At 65.3% G+C, this 22,534-nt stretch carries 28 protein-coding genes; 11 read left to right on the top strand and 17 right to left on the bottom strand.

Features of this window, described 5'->3' with window-relative positions; translation table 11 throughout:
- Positions 1 to 23 precede the first annotated feature (23 nt).
- Positions 24 to 566, bottom strand: a complete 543-nt coding sequence (locus FHX47_RS10730) for a WhiB family transcriptional regulator (RefSeq protein ID WP_246327882.1) — start codon at positions 564 to 566, stop codon at positions 24 to 26.
- A 188-nt stretch (positions 567 to 754) separates the two neighbouring features.
- Between FHX47_RS10730 and FHX47_RS00365 the strand changes: the two genes are divergently transcribed.
- Positions 755 to 1,444 (top strand): TIGR03089 family protein, encoded by a 690-nt coding sequence (locus FHX47_RS00365; protein WP_183356929.1) that lies wholly within the window; start codon positions 755 to 757, stop codon positions 1,442 to 1,444.
- A gap of 6 nt (positions 1,445 to 1,450) precedes the next feature.
- Here the strand turns inward: FHX47_RS00365 and FHX47_RS00360 are convergent, their stop codons facing one another.
- From FHX47_RS00360 to FHX47_RS00340, 5 genes are all read right to left on the bottom strand, one after another.
- Positions 1,451 to 1,945 (bottom strand): GtrA family protein, encoded by a 495-nt coding sequence (locus FHX47_RS00360; protein ID WP_183356928.1) that lies wholly within the window; start codon positions 1,943 to 1,945, stop codon positions 1,451 to 1,453.
- Positions 1,942 to 3,192, bottom strand: a complete 1,251-nt coding sequence (gene manA, locus FHX47_RS00355) for a mannose-6-phosphate isomerase, class I (protein ID WP_183356927.1) — start codon at positions 3,190 to 3,192, stop codon at positions 1,942 to 1,944. The genes FHX47_RS00360 and manA overlap by 4 nt, the downstream gene beginning before the upstream one ends.
- An 85-nt stretch (positions 3,193 to 3,277) precedes the next feature.
- Positions 3,278 to 4,951, bottom strand: a complete 1,674-nt coding sequence (locus tag FHX47_RS10725) for an LCP family glycopolymer transferase (RefSeq protein WP_183356926.1) — start codon at positions 4,949 to 4,951, stop codon at positions 3,278 to 3,280.
- Positions 4,948 to 5,535 carry a 5-(carboxyamino)imidazole ribonucleotide mutase gene (gene purE / locus FHX47_RS00345; protein ID WP_183356925.1) on the bottom strand — a complete coding sequence of 196 codons (588 nt, stop codon included), beginning with the start codon at positions 5,533 to 5,535 and terminating at the stop codon, positions 4,948 to 4,950. Before purE ends, FHX47_RS10725 begins: the two co-directional genes overlap by 4 nt.
- Positions 5,532 to 6,779: a 5-(carboxyamino)imidazole ribonucleotide synthase gene (locus tag FHX47_RS00340; protein WP_183356924.1), complete on the bottom strand. Its 1,248-nt coding sequence runs from the start codon at positions 6,777 to 6,779 to the stop codon at positions 5,532 to 5,534. The genes purE and FHX47_RS00340 overlap by 4 nt, the downstream gene beginning before the upstream one ends.
- A 155-nt stretch (positions 6,780 to 6,934) precedes the next feature.
- Between FHX47_RS00340 and FHX47_RS00335 the strand changes: the two genes are divergently transcribed.
- Together FHX47_RS00335 and FHX47_RS00330 are read left to right on the top strand one after the other, a co-directional pair.
- The gene (locus FHX47_RS00335; protein ID WP_246327881.1) at positions 6,935 to 8,062 is read left to right on the top strand and encodes a S8 family serine peptidase; all 1,128 of its coding nucleotides are present in this window, start codon (positions 6,935 to 6,937) and stop codon (positions 8,060 to 8,062) included.
- Positions 8,063 to 8,103: 41 nt separating this feature from the next.
- Positions 8,104 to 8,361 (top strand): hypothetical protein, encoded by a 258-nt coding sequence (locus FHX47_RS00330; RefSeq protein WP_183356922.1) that lies wholly within the window; start codon positions 8,104 to 8,106, stop codon positions 8,359 to 8,361.
- A 34-nt stretch (positions 8,362 to 8,395) separates the two neighbouring features.
- Here FHX47_RS00330 and FHX47_RS00325 read toward each other — a convergent pair whose 3' ends face one another.
- The 3 genes from FHX47_RS00325 to FHX47_RS11015 form a co-directional block, all read right to left on the bottom strand.
- Positions 8,396 to 8,971, bottom strand: a complete 576-nt coding sequence (locus tag FHX47_RS00325; protein WP_183356921.1) for a hypothetical protein — start codon at positions 8,969 to 8,971, stop codon at positions 8,396 to 8,398.
- A 73-nt stretch (positions 8,972 to 9,044) separates the two neighbouring features.
- Entirely contained in the window at positions 9,045 to 9,398 is a 354-nt protein-coding gene (locus FHX47_RS00320; protein WP_183356920.1) for a hypothetical protein, read from the bottom strand.
- A 17-nt stretch (positions 9,399 to 9,415) separates the two neighbouring features.
- A complete protein-coding gene (locus FHX47_RS11015; RefSeq protein WP_183356919.1) occupies positions 9,416 to 10,018 on the bottom strand; it encodes a TetR family transcriptional regulator in 603 nt (200 codons plus the stop codon).
- Between the two features lie 116 nt (positions 10,019 to 10,134).
- On the opposite strand from FHX47_RS11015, the gene FHX47_RS00310 reads away from it, so the two are divergent.
- Complete coding sequence (locus FHX47_RS00310) at positions 10,135 to 10,812, top strand: YqeB family protein (RefSeq protein WP_183356918.1); 678 nt, start codon at positions 10,135 to 10,137, stop codon at positions 10,810 to 10,812.
- Here FHX47_RS00310 and FHX47_RS00305 read toward each other — a convergent pair.
- The 4 genes from FHX47_RS00305 to FHX47_RS00290 all read right to left on the bottom strand — a co-directional run bounded on the left by FHX47_RS00305 (position 10,805) and on the right by FHX47_RS00290 (position 13,071).
- A complete protein-coding gene (locus FHX47_RS00305) occupies positions 10,805 to 11,062 on the bottom strand; it encodes a glutaredoxin domain-containing protein (RefSeq protein WP_183356917.1) in 258 nt (85 codons plus the stop codon). The two genes, FHX47_RS00310 and FHX47_RS00305, sit on opposite strands and share 8 nt — an antisense overlap.
- A gap of 96 nt (positions 11,063 to 11,158) precedes the next feature.
- The gene (glpX, locus tag FHX47_RS00300; RefSeq protein ID WP_183356916.1) at positions 11,159 to 12,205 is read right to left on the bottom strand and encodes a class II fructose-bisphosphatase; all 1,047 of its coding nucleotides are present in this window, start codon (positions 12,203 to 12,205) and stop codon (positions 11,159 to 11,161) included.
- A gap of 318 nt (positions 12,206 to 12,523) precedes the next feature.
- Positions 12,524 to 12,871: a type II toxin-antitoxin system PemK/MazF family toxin gene (locus FHX47_RS00295; RefSeq protein WP_343064243.1), complete on the bottom strand. Its 348-nt coding sequence runs from the start codon at positions 12,869 to 12,871 to the stop codon at positions 12,524 to 12,526.
- Positions 12,826 to 13,071: a hypothetical protein gene (locus tag FHX47_RS00290; RefSeq protein WP_183356915.1), complete on the bottom strand. Its 246-nt coding sequence runs from the start codon at positions 13,069 to 13,071 to the stop codon at positions 12,826 to 12,828. Before FHX47_RS00290 ends, FHX47_RS00295 begins: the two co-directional genes overlap by 46 nt.
- Before the next feature lie 944 nt (positions 13,072 to 14,015).
- On the opposite strand from FHX47_RS00290, the gene relB reads away from it, so the two are divergent.
- The 3 genes from relB to FHX47_RS00275 all read left to right on the top strand — a co-directional run bounded on the left by relB (position 14,016) and on the right by FHX47_RS00275 (position 15,949).
- Complete coding sequence (gene relB, locus FHX47_RS00285) at positions 14,016 to 14,237, top strand: type II toxin-antitoxin system RelB family antitoxin (protein WP_183356914.1); 222 nt, start codon at positions 14,016 to 14,018, stop codon at positions 14,235 to 14,237.
- Positions 14,237 to 14,500: a type II toxin-antitoxin system RelE family toxin gene (locus tag FHX47_RS00280; protein WP_183356913.1), complete on the top strand. Its 264-nt coding sequence runs from the start codon at positions 14,237 to 14,239 to the stop codon at positions 14,498 to 14,500. The genes relB and FHX47_RS00280 overlap by 1 nt, the downstream gene beginning before the upstream one ends.
- A 1,035-nt stretch (positions 14,501 to 15,535) precedes the next feature.
- On the top strand, positions 15,536 to 15,949 hold the full coding sequence (locus FHX47_RS00275; protein WP_183356912.1) for a hypothetical protein: 414 nt from the start codon (positions 15,536 to 15,538) through the stop codon (positions 15,947 to 15,949).
- A 444-nt stretch (positions 15,950 to 16,393) separates the two neighbouring features.
- On the opposite strand, the gene FHX47_RS00270 is transcribed toward FHX47_RS00275, so the two are convergent.
- The 3 genes from FHX47_RS00270 to FHX47_RS00260 form a co-directional block, all read right to left on the bottom strand.
- Positions 16,394 to 17,167 (bottom strand): SDR family NAD(P)-dependent oxidoreductase, encoded by a 774-nt coding sequence (locus FHX47_RS00270; RefSeq protein ID WP_183356911.1) that lies wholly within the window; start codon positions 17,165 to 17,167, stop codon positions 16,394 to 16,396.
- Positions 17,168 to 17,204: 37 nt separating this feature from the next.
- Positions 17,205 to 18,395 (bottom strand): acyl-CoA dehydrogenase family protein, encoded by a 1,191-nt coding sequence (locus tag FHX47_RS00265; protein ID WP_183356910.1) that lies wholly within the window; start codon positions 18,393 to 18,395, stop codon positions 17,205 to 17,207.
- Between the two features lie 87 nt (positions 18,396 to 18,482).
- Positions 18,483 to 19,403 (bottom strand): LysR family transcriptional regulator, encoded by a 921-nt coding sequence (locus tag FHX47_RS00260; RefSeq protein WP_183356909.1) that lies wholly within the window; start codon positions 19,401 to 19,403, stop codon positions 18,483 to 18,485.
- A 114-nt stretch (positions 19,404 to 19,517) separates the two neighbouring features.
- On the opposite strand from FHX47_RS00260, the gene FHX47_RS00255 reads away from it, so the two are divergent.
- From FHX47_RS00255 to FHX47_RS00240, 4 genes are read left to right on the top strand one after another with little or no spacing between them, the layout of a single operon-like run.
- Positions 19,518 to 20,207 (top strand): DUF4245 family protein, encoded by a 690-nt coding sequence (locus tag FHX47_RS00255; RefSeq protein WP_183356908.1) that lies wholly within the window; start codon positions 19,518 to 19,520, stop codon positions 20,205 to 20,207.
- Complete coding sequence (locus FHX47_RS00250) at positions 20,182 to 20,853, top strand: carbonic anhydrase (protein WP_183356907.1); 672 nt, start codon at positions 20,182 to 20,184, stop codon at positions 20,851 to 20,853. The genes FHX47_RS00255 and FHX47_RS00250 overlap by 26 nt, the downstream gene beginning before the upstream one ends.
- A gap of 52 nt (positions 20,854 to 20,905) precedes the next feature.
- A complete protein-coding gene (locus tag FHX47_RS00245; protein ID WP_246327921.1) occupies positions 20,906 to 21,412 on the top strand; it encodes a prepilin peptidase in 507 nt (168 codons plus the stop codon).
- Positions 21,413 to 21,453: 41 nt separating this feature from the next.
- Positions 21,454 to 21,954, top strand: coding sequence for an NUDIX hydrolase (locus tag FHX47_RS00240; protein WP_183356905.1), 501 nt, complete (start codon positions 21,454 to 21,456; stop codon positions 21,952 to 21,954).
- Here the strand turns inward: FHX47_RS00240 and FHX47_RS00235 are convergent.
- Positions 21,944 to 22,486, bottom strand: coding sequence for an Lrp/AsnC family transcriptional regulator (locus tag FHX47_RS00235; protein WP_183356904.1), 543 nt, complete (start codon positions 22,484 to 22,486; stop codon positions 21,944 to 21,946). The genes FHX47_RS00240 and FHX47_RS00235 overlap by 11 nt on opposite strands.
- Between the last annotated feature and the right edge of the window lie 48 nt (positions 22,487 to 22,534).

Genomic DNA, 22,534 nt, shown 5'->3' with positions numbered 1-22,534 from the left:
AGCCCCCGTCTGCGGCAACAAGGCTACGCGAACTTCTTCTTCAGCTTGCGGCGCTCCCGCTCGGAGAGTCCGCCCCAGATGCCGAAGCGTTCATCGTTGCCCAACGCATAGTCGAGGCACTCCTGCTTCACCGTGCACGCAGCGCAGACCTTCTTAGCATCCCGGGTGGAGCCGCCCTTCTCCGGAAAGAACGCCTCCGGATCGGTCTGGGCGCACAGCGCGTCGACCTGCCAGGCGAGCTCTCCCTCAATCTCCTCGGCCGGAATGAGTGCCGGCAGGCCCAGCCACACCGAGTCGGCGTCGTCCTGCGGACTCTCATCAGACTCAGTGCGACGGGAGGGAGCCTCACTGAGGGCGGTGACGGTGGAGTCAGGCTCTTCGGCTTCTGCGGCCGCGAGGAAGGCTGTGGCCTGGTCCTCCAAGGCGCTGCCGTGCTGGAGCTTCTGCGCAGCGGCGGGATCAGCTGGGTCGACGAACCAGTCCGGTGGGACGTCGAGTCCGTTCCTCTGGACAGGTGTCTCGTCCTGCTCCGGGCTGACGCTCGGCAGCCGCTGTGCCTTCCCCATGGTTCCGGGCCTCCCGATAAATTGAGTGACATGGTCTGTGTCTGCACCTAATTACACTGGTGTGAGTAAACATTCGTCAAGTGGCCCCGGCGCGTCGAACACCCGCGGCGCGGCGCGGAATTCTCGCAGCGACCCGGTCTTCTCGCAGCGATGCCGTGACCGGGGACTTTTCAAGGAGGTCGACAAACATGGCGCCGTTATCCCTTTCTGGGCCGACCCGCAGCGTTCCCACGGACTATTCCGAGCTGTTGGACCTGCTGGGGTCACGGCCCCAGCCGGCGGTGGTGTTCTACAGCGCTGACGAGTCCCGTGTGGAGCTGTCCGGTCGGGTGCTGGCCAACTGGGCGGTGAAGCTCATCGGGCTCCTCAGCGAAGAGTACGACCTCGGCGAGGCCGACGTGGTCCTGCTGGACAGCCCCGCCCATTGGAAGGCGGCGGCGGTGCTGCTGGCCGCTTCGGCCATGGGAGCCGAGGTCGCTGTGGGTTCCGCCGATGATGCCGAGGTGGTCATCACCGATCGGCCGAGGGACTGGATCGGCTCGCCGCAGCTGGGTCAGGCTGAGCTGGGGGCACTGTCTGCCGGGATGCTCGACGCCTCCTTCGAAGCGGCCACCGGTGAGGCGCTGCCCGCCTGGGTTCTGGACATCTCCGCGGAGACCCCGCAGCAGCCGGATCAGCTGCTGGCGCCCCTGGATCCGGTGTCGCTTCCGGAGACGGCCCAGGAGGCGGCCTCACCGCTGGTTCTGACCGATTGGCAGCCGGACTCGGTGCCCGCGATGGTCAGCACCTGGGCGCACGGCGGTGTGGTGGTGCTGTTTGAGGGCGAAGCCGGTGGTCCCAGGTGGGAGCAGATGCGGCGCAACGAAGGACTTGCCTGAAGCTGCTCAGCGGCGCGGGTCGGCAGCGTCGTGCTGGGCGGCTTCCGGAGCAAGCGAACCGGACTCGCCGGTGAAGACCCAGAGCTTATAGGCCACAAAGCGGAAGCACATGGCGAAGCCCAGGCCGATGATATTGCCGGAGACGAACGACGCCGTCGCCGAGGTCAGCCCCAGACCGTAGAAGGAGATGAACACGCAGGCAGCCTGGATGCCCATGCCGATGAGGTTCATGATGATGAACATCACCAGTTCCCGCACCCGGGTGGGGGTGCGCTGGTGGCGGAAGGTCCAGTAGCGGTTTCCGATCCAGGAGAAGAGGGTGGCCACCGCGCCGGCAATGAGGCGGGACTTCACGTGGGAATCCTCCATGGGCCCGGTGATCAGTGCCAGGAAGATCGCCGAGTCGATCACGAAGGCCACCCCGCCGACGACGCCGAACTTGGCCAGCTGCCGCCAGAAGGCACGCACCAGTGCCATGGCCTTCTGCCACAGCCCGCTCATGCCGGGTCCCCATGCTGCCCTGGGATGCCGGCGGATGTGGCACTGGGGGCTGTGGCGATGAACAGCTGCGCTGCTGCACCGCTGAAGTCTGTGGGTTCGCCCGCGGGGATGAACACTGACTCTCCGGCGCTGAGCAGCATCTGGCCTGCGGTGACCGTCCCGGCGGTGCATACCGCGATGGCAGGGCCGGAGTCGCGTACTTCGTGGTGCAGCCCGGAGTCAGGGAAGTCGATGCGTCGCAGGGAGAACTCCTCCGCTGGGGTGTGGTAGATGTGTTGGTGCGGGGTGGAGGCGTCCGGCTCCAGCAGCTGCTGTTCGACGACATCGCTTGCCGCGACGCGCAGCAGTTCGGGCACATCGACGTGCTTGGACGTCAGCCCTCCGCGCAGGACGTTGTCGGAGTTGGCCATGATCTCCACACCGACGCCGCCCAAATAGGCATGCAGGCTCCCCGAGGGAAGGAACAGGGCTTGGCCGGGCTCAAGATCTCGGCGATTGAGCATCAGTGCCACGAACAGCCCCGGGTCTCCGGGGAAGGTTGCGGTGATGCGTTCAACGGTGTCCAGGCTCTGTGGCGCCAGGGACGCCTGGTGGGCCCGCAGGTCGGTGGCTGCCAGCAGCTTCGCCGCGTGGCCCAGCTCCTCCGCGCAGTCCTGCAGCGAGGCCCGCAGTGCGGCGCGGGTTTCGCCGTTCTGCAGGTGCCGGCTCAGCGTCTGCACCGCCTGGACAGTCTCGTCGTCGTCTGAGGTGACCTGGGCGGCCACGATCTCTTGCAGCGCAGTCAGGTCCCTGAGGGTCTGGCGGGGGTCCCGGAATCCGCAGAGTGCGGAGAACCTGGTCAGCGCCACGATGAGCTCGGGCTTGTGGTTGGTGTCGACGTAGTTGCGCTGCGGCGCCTTCAGATCAGTGCCGCGCCTCTCCTCGGCGGCAAAGCCGGAGCGGGCCTGCTCCCGGGAGGGGTGCACCTGGATGGACAGCGGCGTGGCCACAGCCAAGATCTTCAGCAGGAACGGCAGTGTGGTTCCGGAGTGCTGCCAGGTGCCCAGCTGCTGGGGGTGCTCGCTGAGGTGGGTGTCCAGGCGCGGCAGTTCGCCGGAGCCCTCAACAAGTTGGGAGGGAGCCTTGGCGTGGGATCCCATCCAGATCTCTGCTTGAGGAGTCGTCGACTCGGCCCAGCCGAAAAGCTCGCTGAACGCCGCAGTGGACCCCCAGGCATAGTCCTGAATGGGGTTGATCATCCTGAACATCGCAGAAACCATACCAGCGGAAACCGAAAAGAGACCGGAATCCGGCCGCAGGACCGGCCAAGTGTGGCCGAGATCCCACTGCGGCTCACTGCGCAGGGCTGCATTCTCCGTTGGTGCTGGCAGCCTCTTGGAGGATGCCGGTCTCCCCGCGGTCCTCAGCTGCTATGAGGTACTCCACGGTCAGCGGCGAGCCGTCGGGCTGGGTGAGTTCGCTCGGCTCGGCGGGTGTCTCCACCTCAGGCTCATCATCAGAGACGGCTGGATCGTCCTGGTCAGGGGTCGGCCCTGCCGGGGAGTCCTCGGAGCTCTGGTCGGTCTCGGACTCGGTGTCCGCCTCGTCCTGAGCCTGCGCGGGCGACTCCTGGGCGTCGTCGTCCTGGTCCTCATTGGCCTCCTCATTGGCGAGGAGCTCGTCGACGCGGGCACGGATCTGCTCGAAGTCGGGGTAGGTGGAGAAGTTGTCGCCGGCGGATCCGAAGTCCGGTGCACCCAGGGTCAGTCGCTGCGGGTCGTGCTCCTGAGCTTCTGCGGCCAGGTTCATCAGGCTTCCCAGCTGGGATTGGGGCAGGTCGGTCTCCACCAGGTTCTCCCCGGCGGCCATAATGTCGGTGAACCGGGTGAGCAGAGTCTGCGGGGTGAACTGAGCAATCATGGCCTGCTGGATGCACTGCTGGCGCTGGATCCGGTTGAAGTCGGAGCTGTGGTCCCTGGATCGGGCGAAGGCCAGGGCCTCGTCGCCGTCGAAGGTGTGCACTCCGGGTTCGAACCAGGTATCGCCCCAGCCTGATCCGTCGGGACGCTGGCCGCGGTAGGGCACCCAGCCGCCGGACTCGACGGTCACTCCTCCCATCGCGTCGATCAGTTCGGAGAAGCCGGCCATATCGACCATCACGTAGCCGTGCATGGTCATATCAAGGGTTCCAGCGGCGGCGTCCATCATGGCTGCCGCACCCGGATCCTGAGCGTCGGGGTAGAGGTGGGCGTAGTTGTTCTGGGTTTCGGTGTAGAGGAAGTTGATGATGCAGTCATTGCCGCAGTTGTAGCCGTTCGGGTAGACCTCGTTCAGCGGGGAGTCTGCGGCGAACTGGGCGTTCTGGAAATTGCGCGGGATCGAAAAGATGATGGTCTCAGCCGAGGATTCGTTGACCGAGATGACGTGGATCGAGTCCGGGCGCAGACCTTGGCGTCCCTCTCCGGCGTCGGCACCCATCAGCAGGAAGTTGTAGCGGCCCTCTGCGGCGTCGATGGCGGGCCCGCCGGAGAATATCCCAGCCAGCGCCTGGCGGCTCTCGTTGAGAAGATAGGCGCCGTATCCCAGTCCGCCGGAGGTCAGCAGGGTGGCCAGCACCAGTGCGACCCCGATGATCGGCTTGAATCCGGGGGCCAAGGTGGTGAACCGGATGAGCCGCAGGGTGTCCACCCAGAGGATGAGCCATCCGATGGCCAGTGCTGCCAGCACCACTGAGCCCACCCACATGAGGAACGGTTGGGTCAGTGCGCTCAGCAGCACAGAGCGCAGCGTGAAGAACATGATCAGGCCCAGCAGCAGCACGAACCAGCATCCGATGGTGACCGCCAGCGCGAACCGGCCCAGCTTGCGCGAACCGGCGGTGGTTTGGGCTCCGCCGGGTAGAAAGAGGGTGAGCAGGGTCAGGATGACGGCGCGGCGGCTGCGGTCGCGCTGACTGGCCCGGCGGGGATCGCGGACCACATCGTGCTCGGCACGGAACTGGTGGTAGCTGATGGTCGGTGTGGTCACTGCAGCTGCTGAGCTCCGCCGTCGTCGGGGGGTGTGTGGGATGTGGGTGGGATGTGGGTGGGCCAGTGAGCGGCCTCGGTGCGCAGCGCCTCGCCCTTGGCGTGGGCTGCGGAGGCGAGCTCCGTCTGAAAGTCCACCAGCTTATCGCGCAGGAGCCCGGCGTGCTCATCGGAGCCTGCGGCGAGGGTGCGCACCGCCAGCAGCCCGGCGTTGCGCGCACCGGCCACCGAGACGGTGGCCACCGGCACCCCGGCCGGCATTTGGACGATGGAGAGCAGCGAGTCCATACCGTCGAAGTGCTTCAGCGGCACCGGAACCCCGATCACCGGCAGCGGGGTGACTGCGGCGAGCATGCCCGGCAGGTGGGCCGCTCCCCCGGCACCGGCGATGATCACTCGCAGCCCGCGCTGATGCGCCTGCTTGCCGTAGCTGATCATCTCCTCGGGCATCCGGTGGGCGGAGACGACGTCGACTTCGAAGCTGATGCCGAACTCCTCAAGCGCCTGGGCGGCTGCCTTCATCACCGGCCAGTCGGAGTCTGATCCCATGACCAGGCCGACCAGGGGCGTGTTCGATGGGCTCATTGGGCTGATCCTTCCACCATGATGGCGGCCGCCTCGGCAGCGGCATCGCGTGCGGCCTGCAGCCGCGCCTCGGCGTCGTCTGTGTCGTCGGGCCTGTTGGTGTGACTGAGGACGTTGACGTGACCGATTTTGCGACCCGGTGTGGGCTCCTTGCCGTAGAGGTGGATCTTGCAGTCGGCGCTGCGGCGCATGGCCTCGGGCACGGCCGCATGGAGGTTCTGGTTGCTGCCGCCGAGCAGGTTCTTCATCACCGCATATCCCCCGGCGCCGCCGGTCACTGCGGTGGCACCCAGGGGAAGGTTCAGCACGGCGCGCAGGTGCTGTTCGAACTGGCTGGTGACGCAGCCGTCCATGCTCCAGTGCCCGGAGTTGTGCGGGCGCATGGCCAGTTCGTTGACGTAGATGCCCGCCGGGGTGCCGCGGTGAGCGTCGTCCTCGGCGATCTCAAAGAGCTCCACGGCGAGCATTCCGGTCACCCCCAGCGTCTCGGCGATAGTGCGTGCGATGCGTTCGGCCTCAGCCAGATGGGCTTGGGAGGTGTGCGGGGCCGGGGCGATCACCTCATCGCAGACGCCGTTGGTCTGGGTGGACTCCACCACCGGATAGGCGGCGACTTCCCCGGAGGCGCTGCGGGCCACCTGGGCGGAGAGCTCACGGGTGAAGGGGACCTTCTGTTCGGCCAACAGTCCGGTGCCGGACTCGGCGGCTCGGCTGAACCAGTCGGCGACCTCGGTCGCGTCGGCGGCTGCGGCGTCGTCGATGATCATCACGCCTTTGCCGTCATAGCCGCCGCGGGGCGTTTTCAGAACCACCGGCCACCCGGCGGAGTCGCCGAAGCTTGTCAGCTCCTGAAGGGCGTGCACGTGCCTCCAGCGGGGATTGGGCAGACCACAATCGTCGACGACGCCGCGCATCGCCAGCTTGTCCTGGGCGTAGACGAGCGCCTGTGGGGTGGGCTGCATGGTGATGCCGGCCTCGGCGAGCGCGTTGAGCACTTCGGCAGGCACGTGCTCATGGTCGAAGGTGACCACGTCCAGGCGTGCGGCGAAGGCCAGCACGTCCTTGACGTTTCGGTAGTCGCCGATGGTGGTCCTGGCGATGACCTGCGCGGCAGAGGCTGCGGGACTGGCGGCGAGCAGATGGAGCTCGAGACCGAGGTGGGTGGCGGCCGGGGACATCATGCGGGCCAGCTGGCCGTCGCCGAGGACCCCGACTCTCGGTGGGGTGGAAGGGTGTGCGCTCACAGTCCCCCATTATGTGGCACCGGCTTGGGCAATCGGTAAATCACCACACCATCACAATCCTGCCGCCCTTATTTTGCGCGGCTGGATTACGAGGCTGGCGCGCAGGTTCTGCCGGTACCATGGCACCAAGGTTCCCCGACGCAGGAGTGGGCAGCATGGCACGCTACGTAGTGACGTTCGACACCTCCGGACCGGCTGTACTGGAAGAGGAGGCCCCCGGGCTGCTCAGTGCCGAGGGGCTGTCCACGCTGATGTACTTTCCACGGCTGGGGATCGGTGTGGTGGACGCGCAGAGTGATCAGTTGGACCTGCTGAACATCAAATGCCGAGAACGCCGGGTGCCGATGAGCTTCCGCCCGGAGCTGACCTACTACGCCATCACTGAGGGCCCAGGCCCTGCCCAACTGACCGACACCGCCGAGCTGACCTGGGGGCTGCAGGCGGTGGAGATCACTGCCGCGCAGCAGGCCGGGCAGGCAGGCGCTGGTGTGCGGGTGGCGATACTGGACACCGGCTTCGACCCCGACCACCGCGACTTCGGGTCCCGGGCCGCTGTCACGGAGTCCTTCGTCGAGGGTGAGGACCCGACCGACGCCCACGGGCACGGCACCCACTGCGTGGGAACTGCCTGCGGCCCGTGGACGCCGGCAGAAGGTCCCGGCTACGGCGTCGGTGCCGAGGCGGAGATCTACTCGGGAAAGGTTCTCGGCGCTGACGGTTCGGGCTCTGACGCCACGATCCTGGCCGGCATCGACTGGGCGCTGCAGCACGATTGTCAGATCATCTCCATGTCGCTGGGAGCCGACGTGCGTGAGATCCACCCGCCCTACGTGGCTGCCGGGCGTCGGGCACTGGAGCGCGGTTCGCTGATCATCGCCGCTGCCGGAAACAATGCCCAGCGCAGTGCCGGCGACTACGGGTTTGTCGGCGCCCCGGCCAACAGCCCCCACGTGATGGCGGTGGCCGCCGTGGACTCGCAGCTTCGCACAGCGGACTTCTCTGCCCGGTCCTCACCGCACGACGGCGGCGAGGTGGACATCGCCGCCCCGGGCGTGGATGTGCACTCCGCCTGGATCGGAGATGAGCACTACCGGCGGATCAGCGGCACCTCCATGGCCACCCCGCACGTCTCCGGCATTGCCGCACTGATCTGCGGCGCCACCGGTGCCCGCGGCGAAGACCTGTGGCAGCAGCTGACCGGCCACGCCTCCACCCTGCAGGGCCAGGACGATCTGGACGTCGGTGCTGGCTTGGCGCGCGTGCCGGTGGGGTGGGCCTCGTGAGCAGAGTGTGCGTCATGAGCTGTGCCCGGGGAGGCTGAACGATGGCCAGGCAGCAATGGATCGTCACGGTCCGCGATGATCACCGGGACCAGATCGATACGGTCATCGGTGAGCTTGAGGCCGCCGGACTTCAAGTGGAGCAGGTGCTGGGCATCCTCGGTCAGATCACCGGCCGTGCTGGAACAGTCGGCAGCGATGAAGGAACTGTTCACAGCAGACTGAGCGCCGTGGCTGGCGTCGAATCGGTGGACTCCGCCCAGCAGTACAGTGTGGGGCCACCGGATGCTGAGATCCAATGATGCACCGGTCCTCAATGAAACCCTGAGGCGCTCATCAGGTCGGCGGCTCCTGCAGCTGGGCGAGGACATCTTTCCACACTGCCTTCCACGGGCCGATCAGCTCCGCGGACTCAAGCTTTGAGTGCTGCACGGCCACTGTGGACTTGCCCCCGGGCTTATCAGAGACGGTGACCGCGACGCGGGTGCCGTCTGCCAGCTTCGCCCGCCAGTACCGCCACTTCTCCGTGGAGGAGGTGGTGGGATCCTCTTGAAGCGGGACATCGCCGAACTGTTCGGCGGAGGCAACGACCTCCATCCACCGGGCGAAGGCTGCGTCCTTGTCACCGGGGTAGGTCTTGGACACGGATGCGGAGAACTTCCCGTCGCTTGCCTGACCGGGCACACGCAGGCCCTTCTGATGCTCATAGGCGATAGCCACCCCCTGGGCCCACCACCCAGCATTGGTGACGTGGGCGGGCATGTTCTGGTGGCTGAGCACCGCGATTTCGGCGTGGGTGAGGTTCTCTGCCCCGGCGTCGTCGAGCAGTGTAACCCAGTCGTACCACGTGATGCCGGTGGTCTCTTCGATGCCGGCGGTGGAGTGCGCCTTGACTGCGGAGGGGTTGCTCATGCGTTCAAAGGTATAACCGCTCAGCCGTTCCTGGCCAAACCTGCTGTGCCCGCTCAGCCCCCTGAAGGCAGGCTCAGCCGCCGGGCCGCAGCGTGGCTGGTGCGGGGAAGGGCAGGTCGTGGTCCTGGACCTCGGCACCAGCAGCGGCTGCCGCCCCGAAGTCGTCCTCCCGCACGCGTACACCAGCGGGGCTGGCTTCGACGATGCGCACGAAGACGGTTCCCCGAACAGGGGAGTCGAACAGCCACCTCTCAGCAAGGAAGCCGAGTCCGCGTTCGTCGAGAGTCTCCTCGGCCTCAAGCCAGTCGACCTCTCCGGTGATCTCGCGGCCGAGCACATCGACGGCGATGAACTGCTCCCCCACCATGCGTATCCAACCGAGGCGTTCGCCGTCCTCGCGCCGGTGCTCAATCCAGTCTGCGTCCATGGTGCCAAGTTATCGGCTCAGGCCTCGCGCAGGAAGGCCCGCACGGTTCTGGTCAGGTTGGCGAGCTGCTGGGCGGCGTCGAAGTCCGGCGCTAAGGCAGTCTGCAGATACACGGCGCTGACCAGGGCGCTGATCCAGGCTGCGGCGTCGTCGGCGTCCAAAGCCGGGTCGGCCTCTCCTGCCTGCACTGCCCTGCTCAGCAGAACTCGCAGACCCCGCATCTCGTCGTCGTCGACCCTGGCCAGCTCCGCACCGACCTCCGGGTCACGATGGGCCTGAAGCATCGCCTCCAGCACGAGCTTGGGCACGATCGGATCAGCTGTGGCGGGCCGGGCCAGATGAAGGACAAAGCTGATCAGAGCCTCCAGCGGCGCAGCCTCTTGGGTGAGCCGATCCAGCAGCGCATGCGTGTCGTGCTCGTCCTGAGTGAGCACTGCCAGGAACACCTGCTTCTTGCCCGCGAAGTAGTGATAGAGGTTGCCGGGGCTGATGCCGGCCCGTGCACACAGCTGGGAGGTCGTGGTGCGCTCATACCCCTGCTGGGCAAAGAGGACGGCGGCGCAGTCGAGTATGTGCTGCCGCTTCGCCGCGTACTTCGCGGGGTCGACCGTGCGTGCCACAGAATCCCCTCCCCCAATTAATAGATCGAGCGCTCGGTTTTAGGGTACTATGTCTCTGCCCCATCGACGCAATCCGCCGCCGTCGAGGCCACGACAGATTGAAGGAGCCCGCCACGATGTCCGAGTCGAGTATCACGGTGACGGTCGATTCCAAGCTCGCCCCGGCCTTCGCTGCGGTCGGGGCCGGCATCGGGCTCGTCGTCGCGCTGTTGGTGGGGCCGGTGGTCTCCTGGCTGCTGGATCGGATCGACACCGCACCGGCGCCGCTGCGCCTCATCGATCAGCTTCCACTCATCTGGTCGGCACCGCTGCTGACGATCGCCGGTGCGGTGGTGGGATGGATCGTCTTCTCCATCTGGAATGACGAGGTCGGCCGCGTGGTGATCGATCCTCAGGCTGTGCGGGTGGAGAGCGGGGACTCCGCAGCGGTCTTTGGTCGGGAGGAGATCGCCGAGATTTTTCTGGACAAGGACGAACTGGTGCTGGTCGACGGCGATTCGATGGAGCTCTCACGCACTGCGTCCGACAACAGTCTCGCCGGCAGGCTCTCCGAAGCGCTGAACGGCTTCGGGTATCCCTGGGTCGGTGCGCAGGATCCGCGCGAGGGCGACTTCTGCGACTGGGTGGACCGCAGCCCAGACTTGGCCGAACCAGTGCACCAGCTTCTGCGGGCCCGCAGCCGAGCGCTTGCCGACAACAGAACCGGAGAGGCACAGGCCCGCCGCGATGAGCTGGCCGCCCGCGGAGTGGTCGTCCGCCTCCGCGATAAGCGGCAGCAGTATCGGCTCAGATGATCGACAGCCCGCGCAGCTTCTCCTCGACCTCATCGTTGCTGGGCTCGACCTGATGCCCGCCGTCGGGGTAGACCACTACCGGGATTTTCGTGCTGTCCGAGATCTGCTGGGCCCGCTGGGCAGCCTGCGCATCGGCGTCAGTGTCGATGCAGTCGAAGTCAACGTCCAGCTCGGTGAGCTGCTGCCTGGTGCGGCGAAAGTCGCGGCACCAGTCGGCTCCGTACACAAGGACCTGGTCGCGGTCAGTCATCGCGTCGCTGCCTTCTTTCACCTGGCTGTTCCCTCCCACCTGGCCGGCGCTCCCCGCAGGGCTGGGTTCACGTGCGTGCCCTACCCAGCACGCGTCCTACCCAGTGTAGGTCTCCCATTTGCGGTGGCGGTGCTCGGCTTCGACCATGCGCACGGTGCCGGACTTGGACCGGGTCACCATCGACTGGGTCCATACTCGGTCGCCGCGGTACCGCACCCCGCGCAGCAGGTCGCCGTCGGTGATCCCAGTGGCGGCGAAGTAGCAGTTGTCGCTGGTGACCATGTCTTCGGTGCGCAGAATCTGGGTCACGTCGTGTCCGGCGTCGATGGCCCGCTGCTTCTCCTCGTCGTCGATCGGGGCCAGCCGGCCCTGGATCACCCCACCGATGGCCCGGATCGCACACGCGGTCACGATGCCCTCCGGGGTGCCTCCGGTTCCCATGAGCACATCGACGTCGGAGCCCTCACTGGCTGCTGCGATCGCGCCGGCGACGTCGCCGTCCATGATGAACCGGGTCCGGGCACCGGCCTCGCGGATCTCCTCGACCAGCTGGTTGTGCCGCGGCCGGTCCAGCACGCAGACGTTGAGCTGGTCGATGCTCTTGTGGGTGGCCTTGGCGATCAGCTGCAGGTTCTCCTTCACCGACAGCCGCAGGTCGACCACATCGGCGGCCTCGGGGCCGGTGACCAGCTTCTCCATGTAGAACACCGCCGAGGGGTCCAGCATGGAGCTGCGCTCGGCGACCGCCAGCACGCTGAGCGCATTGTTGTAGCCCAGTGCCGTCAGCCGGGTGCCGTCGATCGGGTCCACGGCGACGTCGGCCTCAGGGCCCGCGCCGTTGCCGACCCGCTCCCCGTTGAAGAGCATCGGGGCTTCGTCCTTCTCGCCTTCACCGATGACGACGACGCCGTTGAGGTTCACCGTGTCCAGCAGCGAACGCATCGCATCCACAGCCGCTCCGTCGGCTCCGTTCTTGTCTCCCTTGCCGACCCAGGCGCCGCCAGCGATGGCTGCGGCCTCGGTGACACGCACCAGCTCCAGGGCGAGGTTGCGGTCCGGTTCGGAGTCGCCCACCGCCAGCCGCGGGTTCAGCTGCGAGAAGTCCTGGTCGTCGTCGTGGTGTGCGTTGTCTGCAGTCGGCATGATCCACCTTTGGGTCCGGGTTCTTCAGCTGAGCGTCGTATCGGCTTTGACCCTCAGCATATCTGTGCCGGCCGGCCGGTAGTATTTTGTGAGGTTGGTCCGGCGCGTTGGCAGTAGGGGCAACAGGTGAGCGGCGGTGACCAGGGTGAGATGATGGTGCCATCCGATTCAGGCGCGCCCTTCGAAGGGAACCAGGCCCAGGCCGTGTTTGAGCCCGCCCCGCACCCATTCCCGATGCGCCTGGGCATATGCGATCGCCAGAATTGCACCCCAGCAGCGCAGTCGCCTTGAGGGGGCCTCATTCTCGATGTTTGCCTGTCAGTCTGCCAGGTCAAATGCTTCCTGGAACGCTCTTGTTAAGTCATACTCTTGTTCCTCCAGAAGCCCGCCGAGGGGGCGCACCAATACCTTCCGTGGAACTGTGGCGATAGAGTCCAGGTTGACCACAGACTCGTGGTCAAGTCCGTTGCGTCGCCCAACGACCACTTCGCTGCTCAAACCTCGCACTGTGCTGGTGATCGGTGCGACCGTGACCAGGTCGCGTGCGGCCCTCACCTCTTCGCGGGTGAGCACCAACACCGGGCGGGTCTTGTCGAGTTGAGCCAGCCAGATCGGATGCATCAGTCGAGTTCCGACCACACCTTGTTGGCATTTTTCGCGGCCCATGCCGCATAGGCGTCGGTCTCCAGATCGGGGTCAGCGTCAGAGGCGTATATCTGCGCGTCCCGTTGGGCCGCGCGTCGCCGAACTTCCCTCTTGATCGCGCGGTTGATCACGTCGGCGCGACTACCCTCGCCAACCTTGGTGGCCTGGTCGATAAAGGCGGCCAGGTCGTCGTCAATTCGAATCGTCATCTGCACGGACATACCGATATCATACCAGCATGGTATGGCGACGGCGCGCACCGCTTAGCAGTGCGTTCATACCTCAGCCCTCGTGCGTCCGGGGAGGGACCCCTCAGCGGGACGCCGGTGGTGGTCAGGAGAGCACGTGGCGGGTTCGAGGAGGTCGCGAGACTTGTGTATATCCAGGTGATTACGCGTCAGTCGAAACCCATGCTTGGACACTTCAGAATCACTGGCGTGTGGGCCGAGCGCCCATGAGCAACACAATGAGCCCGCCGGACAGAGCCCCTTCGGTCTAGTAGCTCATACGCGGCCTCCTCAGGTGTCTCAAACACCAGTGGAACAGTGATTCATCGTCGCCTTGTTTAAACTGTCAGTGCGTCATGTGCTCTCCACTTCACATTCGGCACCGCTGGGCAGTTCGAAACTGTAGCTTGCGTGGGGCTCGGTATCTCGGTCTGACCAGTAACTGCGCAGTTCCACCACGGCCACCGCAGCAGCACCGCCGCCAAGTAGCACACAAGCGGCCAACCCGACAGCCGCCCCTCGTGATAAACGTAGACGTCCAGTACGACGTCGCCCGCTTGCCTCCTGACGGGTCCGAGCAGCCAGACGAATCACTTCCTCCTCAAGTTCGTGTGTAGCCGTTGTACCAGAGGGGGCGGAACGGGTTAGTCGTCCCTCAAGGGAAGTATCGGCATCGTCCTGCTGATGATTGGTTTCTGGGGGCCAAGCCATGCTGCGCTCTCTGACGATCGGGAATGTTTCCTTGCCCTGTACATGTCCGGCCAAGCACAAAACGTCCGCCGCATCTAAGCCCCGATAAACCGGAAGCAGCGGTCTGATTTGCAGAGATCCCCTCATCCGCCGCGCCATCCCAAATGGGCACAGCACGGTACAAACCGCCTGGTGCCTCAAGTGGCAATGGGTGTAAACTTGTCTTACGACGATTAGAAGGGTGCCCGATGACTATCTCGATCCGACTCACTCCCGATGAAGAAACACGTCTAGATGATCTTGCCCAGCGCACCGGACGTTCCAAGAGTTTTTATGTACGAACTGCGCTTCATGAGTATTTGGCAGAGCTCGAGGATGCATTTGATGCCGATGCTGCCATCGATGCTTTCGAGAAAGGCGGCCGTCGTAGTAGGCCGTTGAGCCAGCTGAAGGCGGCAACGCAGCACTGATGTCGCAATGGCAGGTTGAGACTACCGAAGATTTTGATCGTGACTATAGGAAGCTCGACCGTGCTGTCCAACGTCGCGTGATAGCCTACCTCGAAGCAATCGAACAGCTCGATGATCCGCGACAACGCGGTAAACGGCTGACCGCCAACCACGCCGGCGTGTGGCGTTACCGCGTCGGAGATTATCGTATTCTCGCCCAGATCACTGACGAGACCCTGACTGTACTAGCGCTCCGGGTCGGCCACCGCCGCAAAGTGTACTAACCTCGCCGTGCACTGTTGGCATCGTTGCAGTTAGTGCAATGCTGGCTTGAATCACCGACTGACCGATAACCGATCGGCGGCTGGGGCAGCCTGAGAGGCTAGGCGCCTGGTGGCCACGAGCATGTTGCCGGTTGGACGGCTCGAAGAGCACCCAGCGGCTCCCTTAGATCGGGCAGTTGGCCGGCCACGCTCGCGCCGATACAGTAGATCCTCGACGCTGGTCTGGATCTTGGCCCCATCACCGTTCTCGTCGGGGACAACGGGATGGGGAAATCAACGGTGGTCGAAGTGCTGGCCGCAGCTTTCGGTCTCAATCCCGAGGGGGGCGCCCATAACGCAATGCATGAAACCCGTCCAATGGAATCGGGCCTCGCCGACCATCTTCAACTGATACGTGGCCCAGGCGCCTCCAAGCGGGGGTCTTTCTGCGGGCAGAGACTCTGCATGGCCACTTCAGTTATCTAGAGACGATCGGCCCGACCAATCTGCATGAACACAGTCATGGTGAAGCGTTCTTGGACTTCCTAAGTTCACGATCGGGCATTCACGGTCTCTGGATTCTGGATGAGCCAGAGTCGGCACTGTCCTTTTCAGACTGTCTGACCCTGATTGCCCTGCTACGCCAGCTCCAGGCGCAAGGATCGCAGGTTGTGCTCTCAACGCACTCACCGATTCTGGCGACATTTCCTGAGGCTGACCTACTCGAGGTCGGCCCCTGGGGCATCCGAGAGGCTTCCTACGATGACCTCAACCTCGTACAAAACTGGCGGCTTTTCCTTGAGGAACCTGAACGTTAGCTCCGCCACCTCGGCTGAAATCGACGCATGGTCTTCCACACCACCTTTGCCCCGTTAGTCGATCCTCTTGCGGCACGCTGTGAATTGAGGTGACCGTGCGCCGTCGCGCAAGCCACACCACTTCAATGGGTGCCAGCCAGACGCGACCAGCATTCATCCCGATACATGAGGCATGACAACTAACCGACCCTCGCCTGGCTGCGCCGAGTGTAAAAGTACACGGTAGTACGGTGAGGCCATGGCGGAGAACAGGTTATTCCTGGCACTTTCCTTGGCATGGGTCGTGGCTCTGACGGGTTGCGGCTCCGCACGCGGCGAACCGGATCGCGTGGAGACTTTTCCGGTTGACGGAGGAGAGTGCACTGCCCAGTGGTGGCTCGAACCGCTCGTCCAAGATGTTTCCGGCGAGGCATCGGCTGCGGCGGAACGTGCGCTGCGCGAGTCGACGGTTTCTGCCACGGACATCGCGGAGTGGGAGGAAACACTGCTCAATGCCCAGTCCCGCCACCAGGAGATTCCTGCCAAAAAGCTGGAAGGCTACGCCTATATCGAGACAGTGAGGGAGAAAGTGCGTTCCGGGCTGGACGAGGCTGGTTTCCCAGATGCCCCGACCCGCATCATCGAGACCTACGCGGACCTGGAGTGTTCCTGACTGCTTCATCACCGAATCGTCGCGTAGCTACCAGAAAGTGCACGCCGGCAAGGCCTTCGGCAGATACCCCCAATCCGTATGTTCCGCAGGCGACAGGAAGACCACCGGAGTGAACGAGGCGATGATCGGCGATAACTTTAGGATTTCCCCTGCGGCCGTTCAAGGACCCCCACCGAACACACCCGCCGCTGACCAGCAGCCTTGAAATCACGTGGGCAGGGGGTGTCCGTATAGGTGGTCCGGTGACTTGTCCGGTGACGGGAGCTAACAACGCCTGGACCCCTCCCATGTGCCAAGTACCACTTTCCGCCGGACCCTACACGTACAGTCCGCCCGTGATGGCGTTCTGCACCACAAAACCGGAGGTGCAGTTATCCATCTCCATGCACCCGAAGACCACCCACCCAACTAAAGTATTACCCGAGGCCCCTGCAGCAGAAAAAGTCACCGGGGCTCCAGCCGCACGGCTCCGTCGAGGCGGATCACCTCACCGTTGAGCATCGGATTGGCCAGCACCTGACTGACCATCAGCGCGTAGTCCTCGGCATTGCCCAGCCGCGGCGGGTGAAGGGTCTTGGCCTGCAGCGCCTCACGGGCCGCATCGGGCAGCCCGGCCATCATCGGCGTCTGGAACAGCCCCGGTGCGATGGTCACCACCCGAACGGCGCTGGAGGCCAGCTCACGGGCCGCCGGCAGGGTCATTGAAGCCACCGCCCCCTTGGATGCGGCATAGGCGATCTGTCCGATCTGCCCCTCGAAGGCCGCCACCGAGGCGGTGTTGATGACCACGCCGCGGTCCTCACCGGTGAGCTCATTGGATTTCATCGCTGCCGCGGCCTGCGCCATGAAGTTCAAGGTGCCGCTGGTGTTGATCGCCAGCACCTTGTTGAACGTGTCCAAGTCCAGCGGGCCGCTGCGGCCCACCAGTTTGCCCGGTGTGGCCACACCGGCGCAGTTGACCATCACCCGCAGCGTCCCCAGCTTCTGGGCGGCCTCGACCGCCTCGGCCGCAGTCTGGGGGTCGGTGACGTCTCCGGGGTGAAAGTGCGCCCGCTCTCCGATGCTGGCCACCGCCTGAGCTCGCGTGTCCTGCCCTTCGGCGTCTGGCAGGTCCACGACCACCACGTGCGCCCCGGCGTCGTGGAGCGTGCGGGCGGTGGCTGCGCCGAGCCCTGAGGCACCGCCGGTGATGATGACACTTGCTTGGGTCAGTTCCATAGTCTCCTCAAGTTCCCTATCCCTTGTGGCGGGCTGATCACCGGAATGCGGGCTCACCGGTGAGTCGGTGACCGATGATCAGCGTGTGGACTTCGTCCGTACCTTCATAGGTGCGCACTGACTCCAGATTATTCGCATGCCGCAAGGGTGAGTAGTCGGTGGTGATGCCGTTGCCGCCGAGAATGGTGCGCGCTTCGCGGCAGATCTCGATGGCCTGCCGGCAGTTGTTGAGCTTGCCGACCGAGATCATGTGGTCCTCCAGGGTGCCGGCATCCTTGGCCCGGCCCAGCTGCAGAGAGATCAGCTGGCCTTTGTTCAGCTCCACCGTCATATCGGTGAGCTTCTTCTGCGTCAGCTGGTAGCCGGAGAGCGGGCGGTCGAACTGCTGGCGCGCTGAGGCGTACTCAAGTGCCGCCTCAATGGAGTCGCGGGCTGCGCCCATTGCACCCCAGGCGATGCCGTAGCGCGCCTCTGACAGGCAGGCGAAGGGTCCGCGCAGTCCGGGGTTGTTCGGCAGGATGGCGTCTGCTGGCAGCCGGACTTCCTCCATGGTGATGTCGCACTGCAGGGAGGCACGCATGGAGAGCTTCTGCTCGATGTCGGAGACAGTGAAGCCGGCGGTGTCGGTGGGAACGATGAAGCCGCGGACCTTCTCGGTGATCTCGCCGTCCGCTCCTTCAGTGGGCGCCTTGGCCCAGATGATGACAATCTGGGCGATGCTGGCCAACCCGATCCAACGCTTCTGCCCGTTGAGCACCCACTCATCGCCATCCCTGCGCGCAGTGGTGGCCATCGACGAGGGGTCGGACCCGGCAGTAGGCTCGGTCAGCCCGAAGGCCCCGATGACCTCGCCGGCGGCCATCTTCGGCAACCACTGATTCTTCTGCTCCTCGGAACCGTTCTTATAGATCGCCGACATCGCCAAGGACCCCTGGACTGAGACCACAGTGCGCAGCCCGGAGTCTCCTGCTTCCATCTCCTGCATGGCCAGCCCATATTCGGTGGCGCTGCGACCGGCACAGCCGTAGCCATGCAGGTGCATGCCGAACAGCCCCAGCTGGGCCATCTCGCCGATGAGCTCCACGGGCAGTACGGCGTTCTCGTACCAGGTGCCGATGTTCGGGCGGATCCGACGATCGACGAAGTCAGCTGTACGGTCCCTGACCTCGAGTTCCTCAGCGGTGAAGTGGGACTCGATGTTCAGCAGGTCTGTGGGGTGTTTCGGCATGTGAGTCTCTCTTTGGTCAGGGTTTCGGCCTACTCTTCTATTCTGCGCACCGCAGGGCTCGGATGCCCCTTTGTTGCGAAACGCTCATCAATCTCTGACGCTTCTCGCCTGACTGCCGCGCACCGGGTACAGGGCTTCGGCGACGTCGATGACCTCTGCCAGAGCCGGGCTGGGATCCTCCCTCCTCCAGACCAGCCGCACCGGAAGCGGCGGCGGCGACTCCGCAATGGGGCGAAACACCACTCCGGGGGCGTAGATGTGCTGCTGCACACTGGACTGGGTCATCGCCACGCCGAAGCCCGAGGCGACCAGCACCAGCGACGTCGTCGAGTCCGGCGCAATCTGGGTGATCCGCGGGACGAACCCGACCTTGGCGGCCAACATATGCAGCCGCTGCGGCAGGGCGGCTCCGGGCCCGGAGGGCAGGGTGATCCAGCTGTCGCGCTCCAGCTCCTTCAACGACACCTTGGCCCGTGTGGCCATCGGGTGACCCTGAGGCAGCGCGAGCACCAGCTCCTCGTGGGTGACCACCCGGGAAGCGACCTCAGCCGGCAGCAGGTCCCAGCGTCCCAGGGCTATGTCGAGACTGCCCTCCAGGATCTGTTCCAGGCCCCGGTGGGACAGGGCCGAGGACTCCAGCTCCAGGCGGAGCCCGGGCAGCCGACGGCGAATCTCACGGGCCAGCGACCCCACAATGTGATTGGTCGAGGCACTGGCGAACCCCAGGCGGACTCTGCCGGTGCGCCCCTGCGCCGCCTCGCTGACGATGTCTGCGCACCGATCAGCCAACGTGATGATCTCACGGGCATGCGGCAGCAGCGCCTCCCCCGCCGGGGTCAGCTCCGCTGAACGGGTGGTGCGCTCGACCAGCTTGGAGCCCAGCGACCGCTCCAGCTGGGCCAGCGACCGGCTCAGGGCCGACTGCGTCAGGCGAAGCCGGTCCGAGGCCCGCCCGAAGTGCAGCTCCTCTGCCACGGCGACGAACCCTCTGGCCTGCTGAATTTCCATACCCTCATTGTAGGAGGGTCCAGTGATGCGCATCGCACATGATTCGACGGCGACAGTCCTCGCAGCCGTACCCGGCCGTCATGAGAACCCAGCAGTGATGAGACAATGCACAGTGTGACCGATCAGAAACCTGAGACTGCCCGCGCACCCCTGGCCGACGAGGACGCTGTGGGGACCCGCGCGCAGAACGAGGGCGCCGACGACGCGCCCACACCCCAGCTGACGCAGTCGCAGGCCAAGCGGCTGCTGACCCCCATGATGGGCATGGTCATCACCATGGGCGTACTGGTGGCGATACTCGCGGCGATATGGTTCATGAACCCGGAGCCGGATGTCACCTACACCCGCGACGAAGACGTTCCGCAGGCGGCCTCCTGGGCAGACGATGTGGCCGAATACTCGCCCCTCTCCCCCGATGTGCCGGCGGAATGGTCTGCCAACTATGCCCGCTGGGAGACTCGAACCGAATTCGGCGTCGACGTCTGGGAGGTCGGCTACACCACCGAGGCGGTCGACTTTGTGGGCTTCGCCCAGACCGACGACGCCAACGCGGCTTGGGTGAACGCAGAGGTCGACCAAGCCCCACAGACCGGCACCACCACCATAGCGGGACTGGACTTCCGGACCCACCAGCAGGAGGACCGCCGCTACTACGTGCTCGAGGGGCAGAACAATGAACGCGACGGCACCACTGTGGTCATCAGCGGTGATGCCGGTGATGCGGAGTTCGATCTTGCCATGGAAGCGATCATCGACTCGCTGGGACGCGAGGTCTCCGATGCCGCCGACAACGACAACCCCTAGGAGACCCACAGTGGCTGACACGAGCACCAGCACTCCCCTCCAGCCCAGCCCCGCTGAGGCCTGGCGCCTGCTGCAGGCCGGCAATGATCGGTTCGTCAGCGGAGATGTGGCCCACCCGAACCAGAATGCCGCCCGGCGCTCCTCACTGACCGAGTCCCAGCATCCGATCGCAGTGATCTTCGGCTGCTCCGACTCCCGGCTGGCGGCCGAAATCATCTTCGACGTCGGCCTCGGTGACGTGTTCGTCGTCCGCACTGCCGGTCAGGTGATCGACGACGCCGTGCTGGGCTCCTTGGAGTTCAGTGTGGATTCGCTGCAGGTGCCGCTGATCGTGGTGCTCGGCCACGACTCCTGCGGCGCCGTGACCGCAGCCCTGGAGTCGTCCACAACCGGGCAGCTGCCTGCTGGCTACGTCCGGGACCTGGTGGAGCGCATCCTGCCCTCTGTGCTCGCCGCCCAGCGGGACGGGGCGGACACGGTGAACGAGACGGTGGTCGAGCACGTCAAACAGACCACCGAGCGCATGATCGATCAGTCCAGGGTGCTCCACGACGCCGTCGCCGATGGCCGGACCGCCGTCGTGGGGGTGACCTACCGGCTGGCCGAGGGCCGAGCGGACCTGGTCTCCCAGGTCGGCCAGCTGTAGACCGCCCTTCCCGCGGCGGCCCACTCTCCTTAGGCTGGGAGCTGTGATCTCGATGATCGGTGAGCTGCTCACCTCCGGCTCGGCTGCCCACATGGTGGCGGCGGTGCTGCTGCTGGGCGGCGGCGCGGTCTTCGCGGTGTGTGGGACGGCGTTGGGGTTCATCGACGTCCGCGAGCACCGGCTGCCCAACCGGATCGTCTACCCCTGGGCGGCCATCACCTTCGGGCTGCTGGTGCTGACCGCGTTTCTGCTCACCGACGCGGCAGGCCTGGGCCGGGCCGTGGCCGCAGGCCTGGGATGGGGCCTGCTGTTCCTGCTGGTGGCGCTGATCCATCCGCCTGCGGTGGGGATGGGGGATGCCAAGCTCGCCGTCGTGCTGGGCATGTACACCGGGTTCTTGGGCTGGGGCACCTTCGCCGCCGGACTGGCACTCTCCTTCGTGCTGGGCGGGGTGGTCTCGATCGGTCTGCTGCTGAGCCGGCGGGCCGCATCCACCAGCCGCATCGCCTTCGGCCCGTTTCTGATCATGGGCACCGCCCTGGCCCTGATCTTCAGCTGATCTCTTCAACTCATCGCCCCGCCCTGGCCTAAGGTGAGGCTATGCCTACCCCGGAGTTCGTGAAGGATCTGCGCCGCAGCATCGACACCCAAGAAATGTGGCTGCCCGGAGTCAGCGCAGTCGTGGTCAAACACCATGACGACGACGGCGCAGCACTGGCTGTGCCGCAGGTCCTGCTGGTGCAGCGCAGCGACAACGAAGAGTGGACCGTCACCTCCGGCATTCTTGAGCTGGGTGAGGACCCCGCCCCGGCAGGGGTGCGCGAAGTTCAGGAGGAGACCTCGGTGATCGCTCGTGCGGTCAGGCTGGCCGGAGTGTGGACGATGCCGCTGGTCACCTATGCCAACGGTGACAACTGCCGCTACCTGGACAGCGTCATGGAGTTCGAGTGGGTCTGCGGGACCCCGAGGGTCAACGATGATGAATCCCGCGACGTCGGCTGGTTCAGCCTGGCCGCCCTGCCGGCTGGACTCAGTGCCGCCCAGCAGCGCAAGATCGACTGGGCTGCGGACTTCGGCTCCGCCGCCAAATTCATGAGGTGAGCGTCGATGGTGCCGGCCCGGCACTGTGGGGCTGGAGGCTCTGTCCGGCAGCCTCGGCGGCGAGCGCACGGCGCAGCGACTGCAGCAGCGGCCGCGTTCGGGCCGGGATCCGCTGCCGCAGAACGGTCTCAGTTCGGGTCCGATGCACGCCCGGGATCGCCAGGATCCGTTGGATCGCCTCCTCCAGATCCTGCGGGCTGGACGTGACCACCACGCAGAGAATGTCACTGTCTCCGGTGGTGGAGTCTGCCTCCATCACCTCCGGAAGCCCGACCAGGTGCTCAGTCACCTCATCCAACACCCCCTGCGCCAGATTCAGCCGAATGAAGGCCTTGGACTCATAGCCCAGAGCCGTCGGATCGATCACCGGCTGCCACCCGTGAAAAATCCCCCTGCGCTGCAGGTTCTCCAAACGGGCCTGGACCGTTCCGCGTGCCACCTGCAGCTGCCGTGCGTACTCACGAATACCGGCTCGGGGCTGCTCAACGCAGAGCAGCAGGATCTGCAGATCCAAATCATCGATCGCCTTCATCAGCGCCTTCCGCAGGTGTGGTACATGTCACATTGGTCACTGTAACCC

It is taken from the genome of Garicola koreensis (assembly GCF_014195445.1).
Lineage (GTDB): Bacteria > Actinomycetota > Actinomycetes > Actinomycetales > Micrococcaceae > Nesterenkonia > Nesterenkonia koreensis.
The sequence above is the reverse complement of the archived record's forward strand: the minus strand, read 5'-3'. Positions and strand labels throughout refer to the sequence as shown.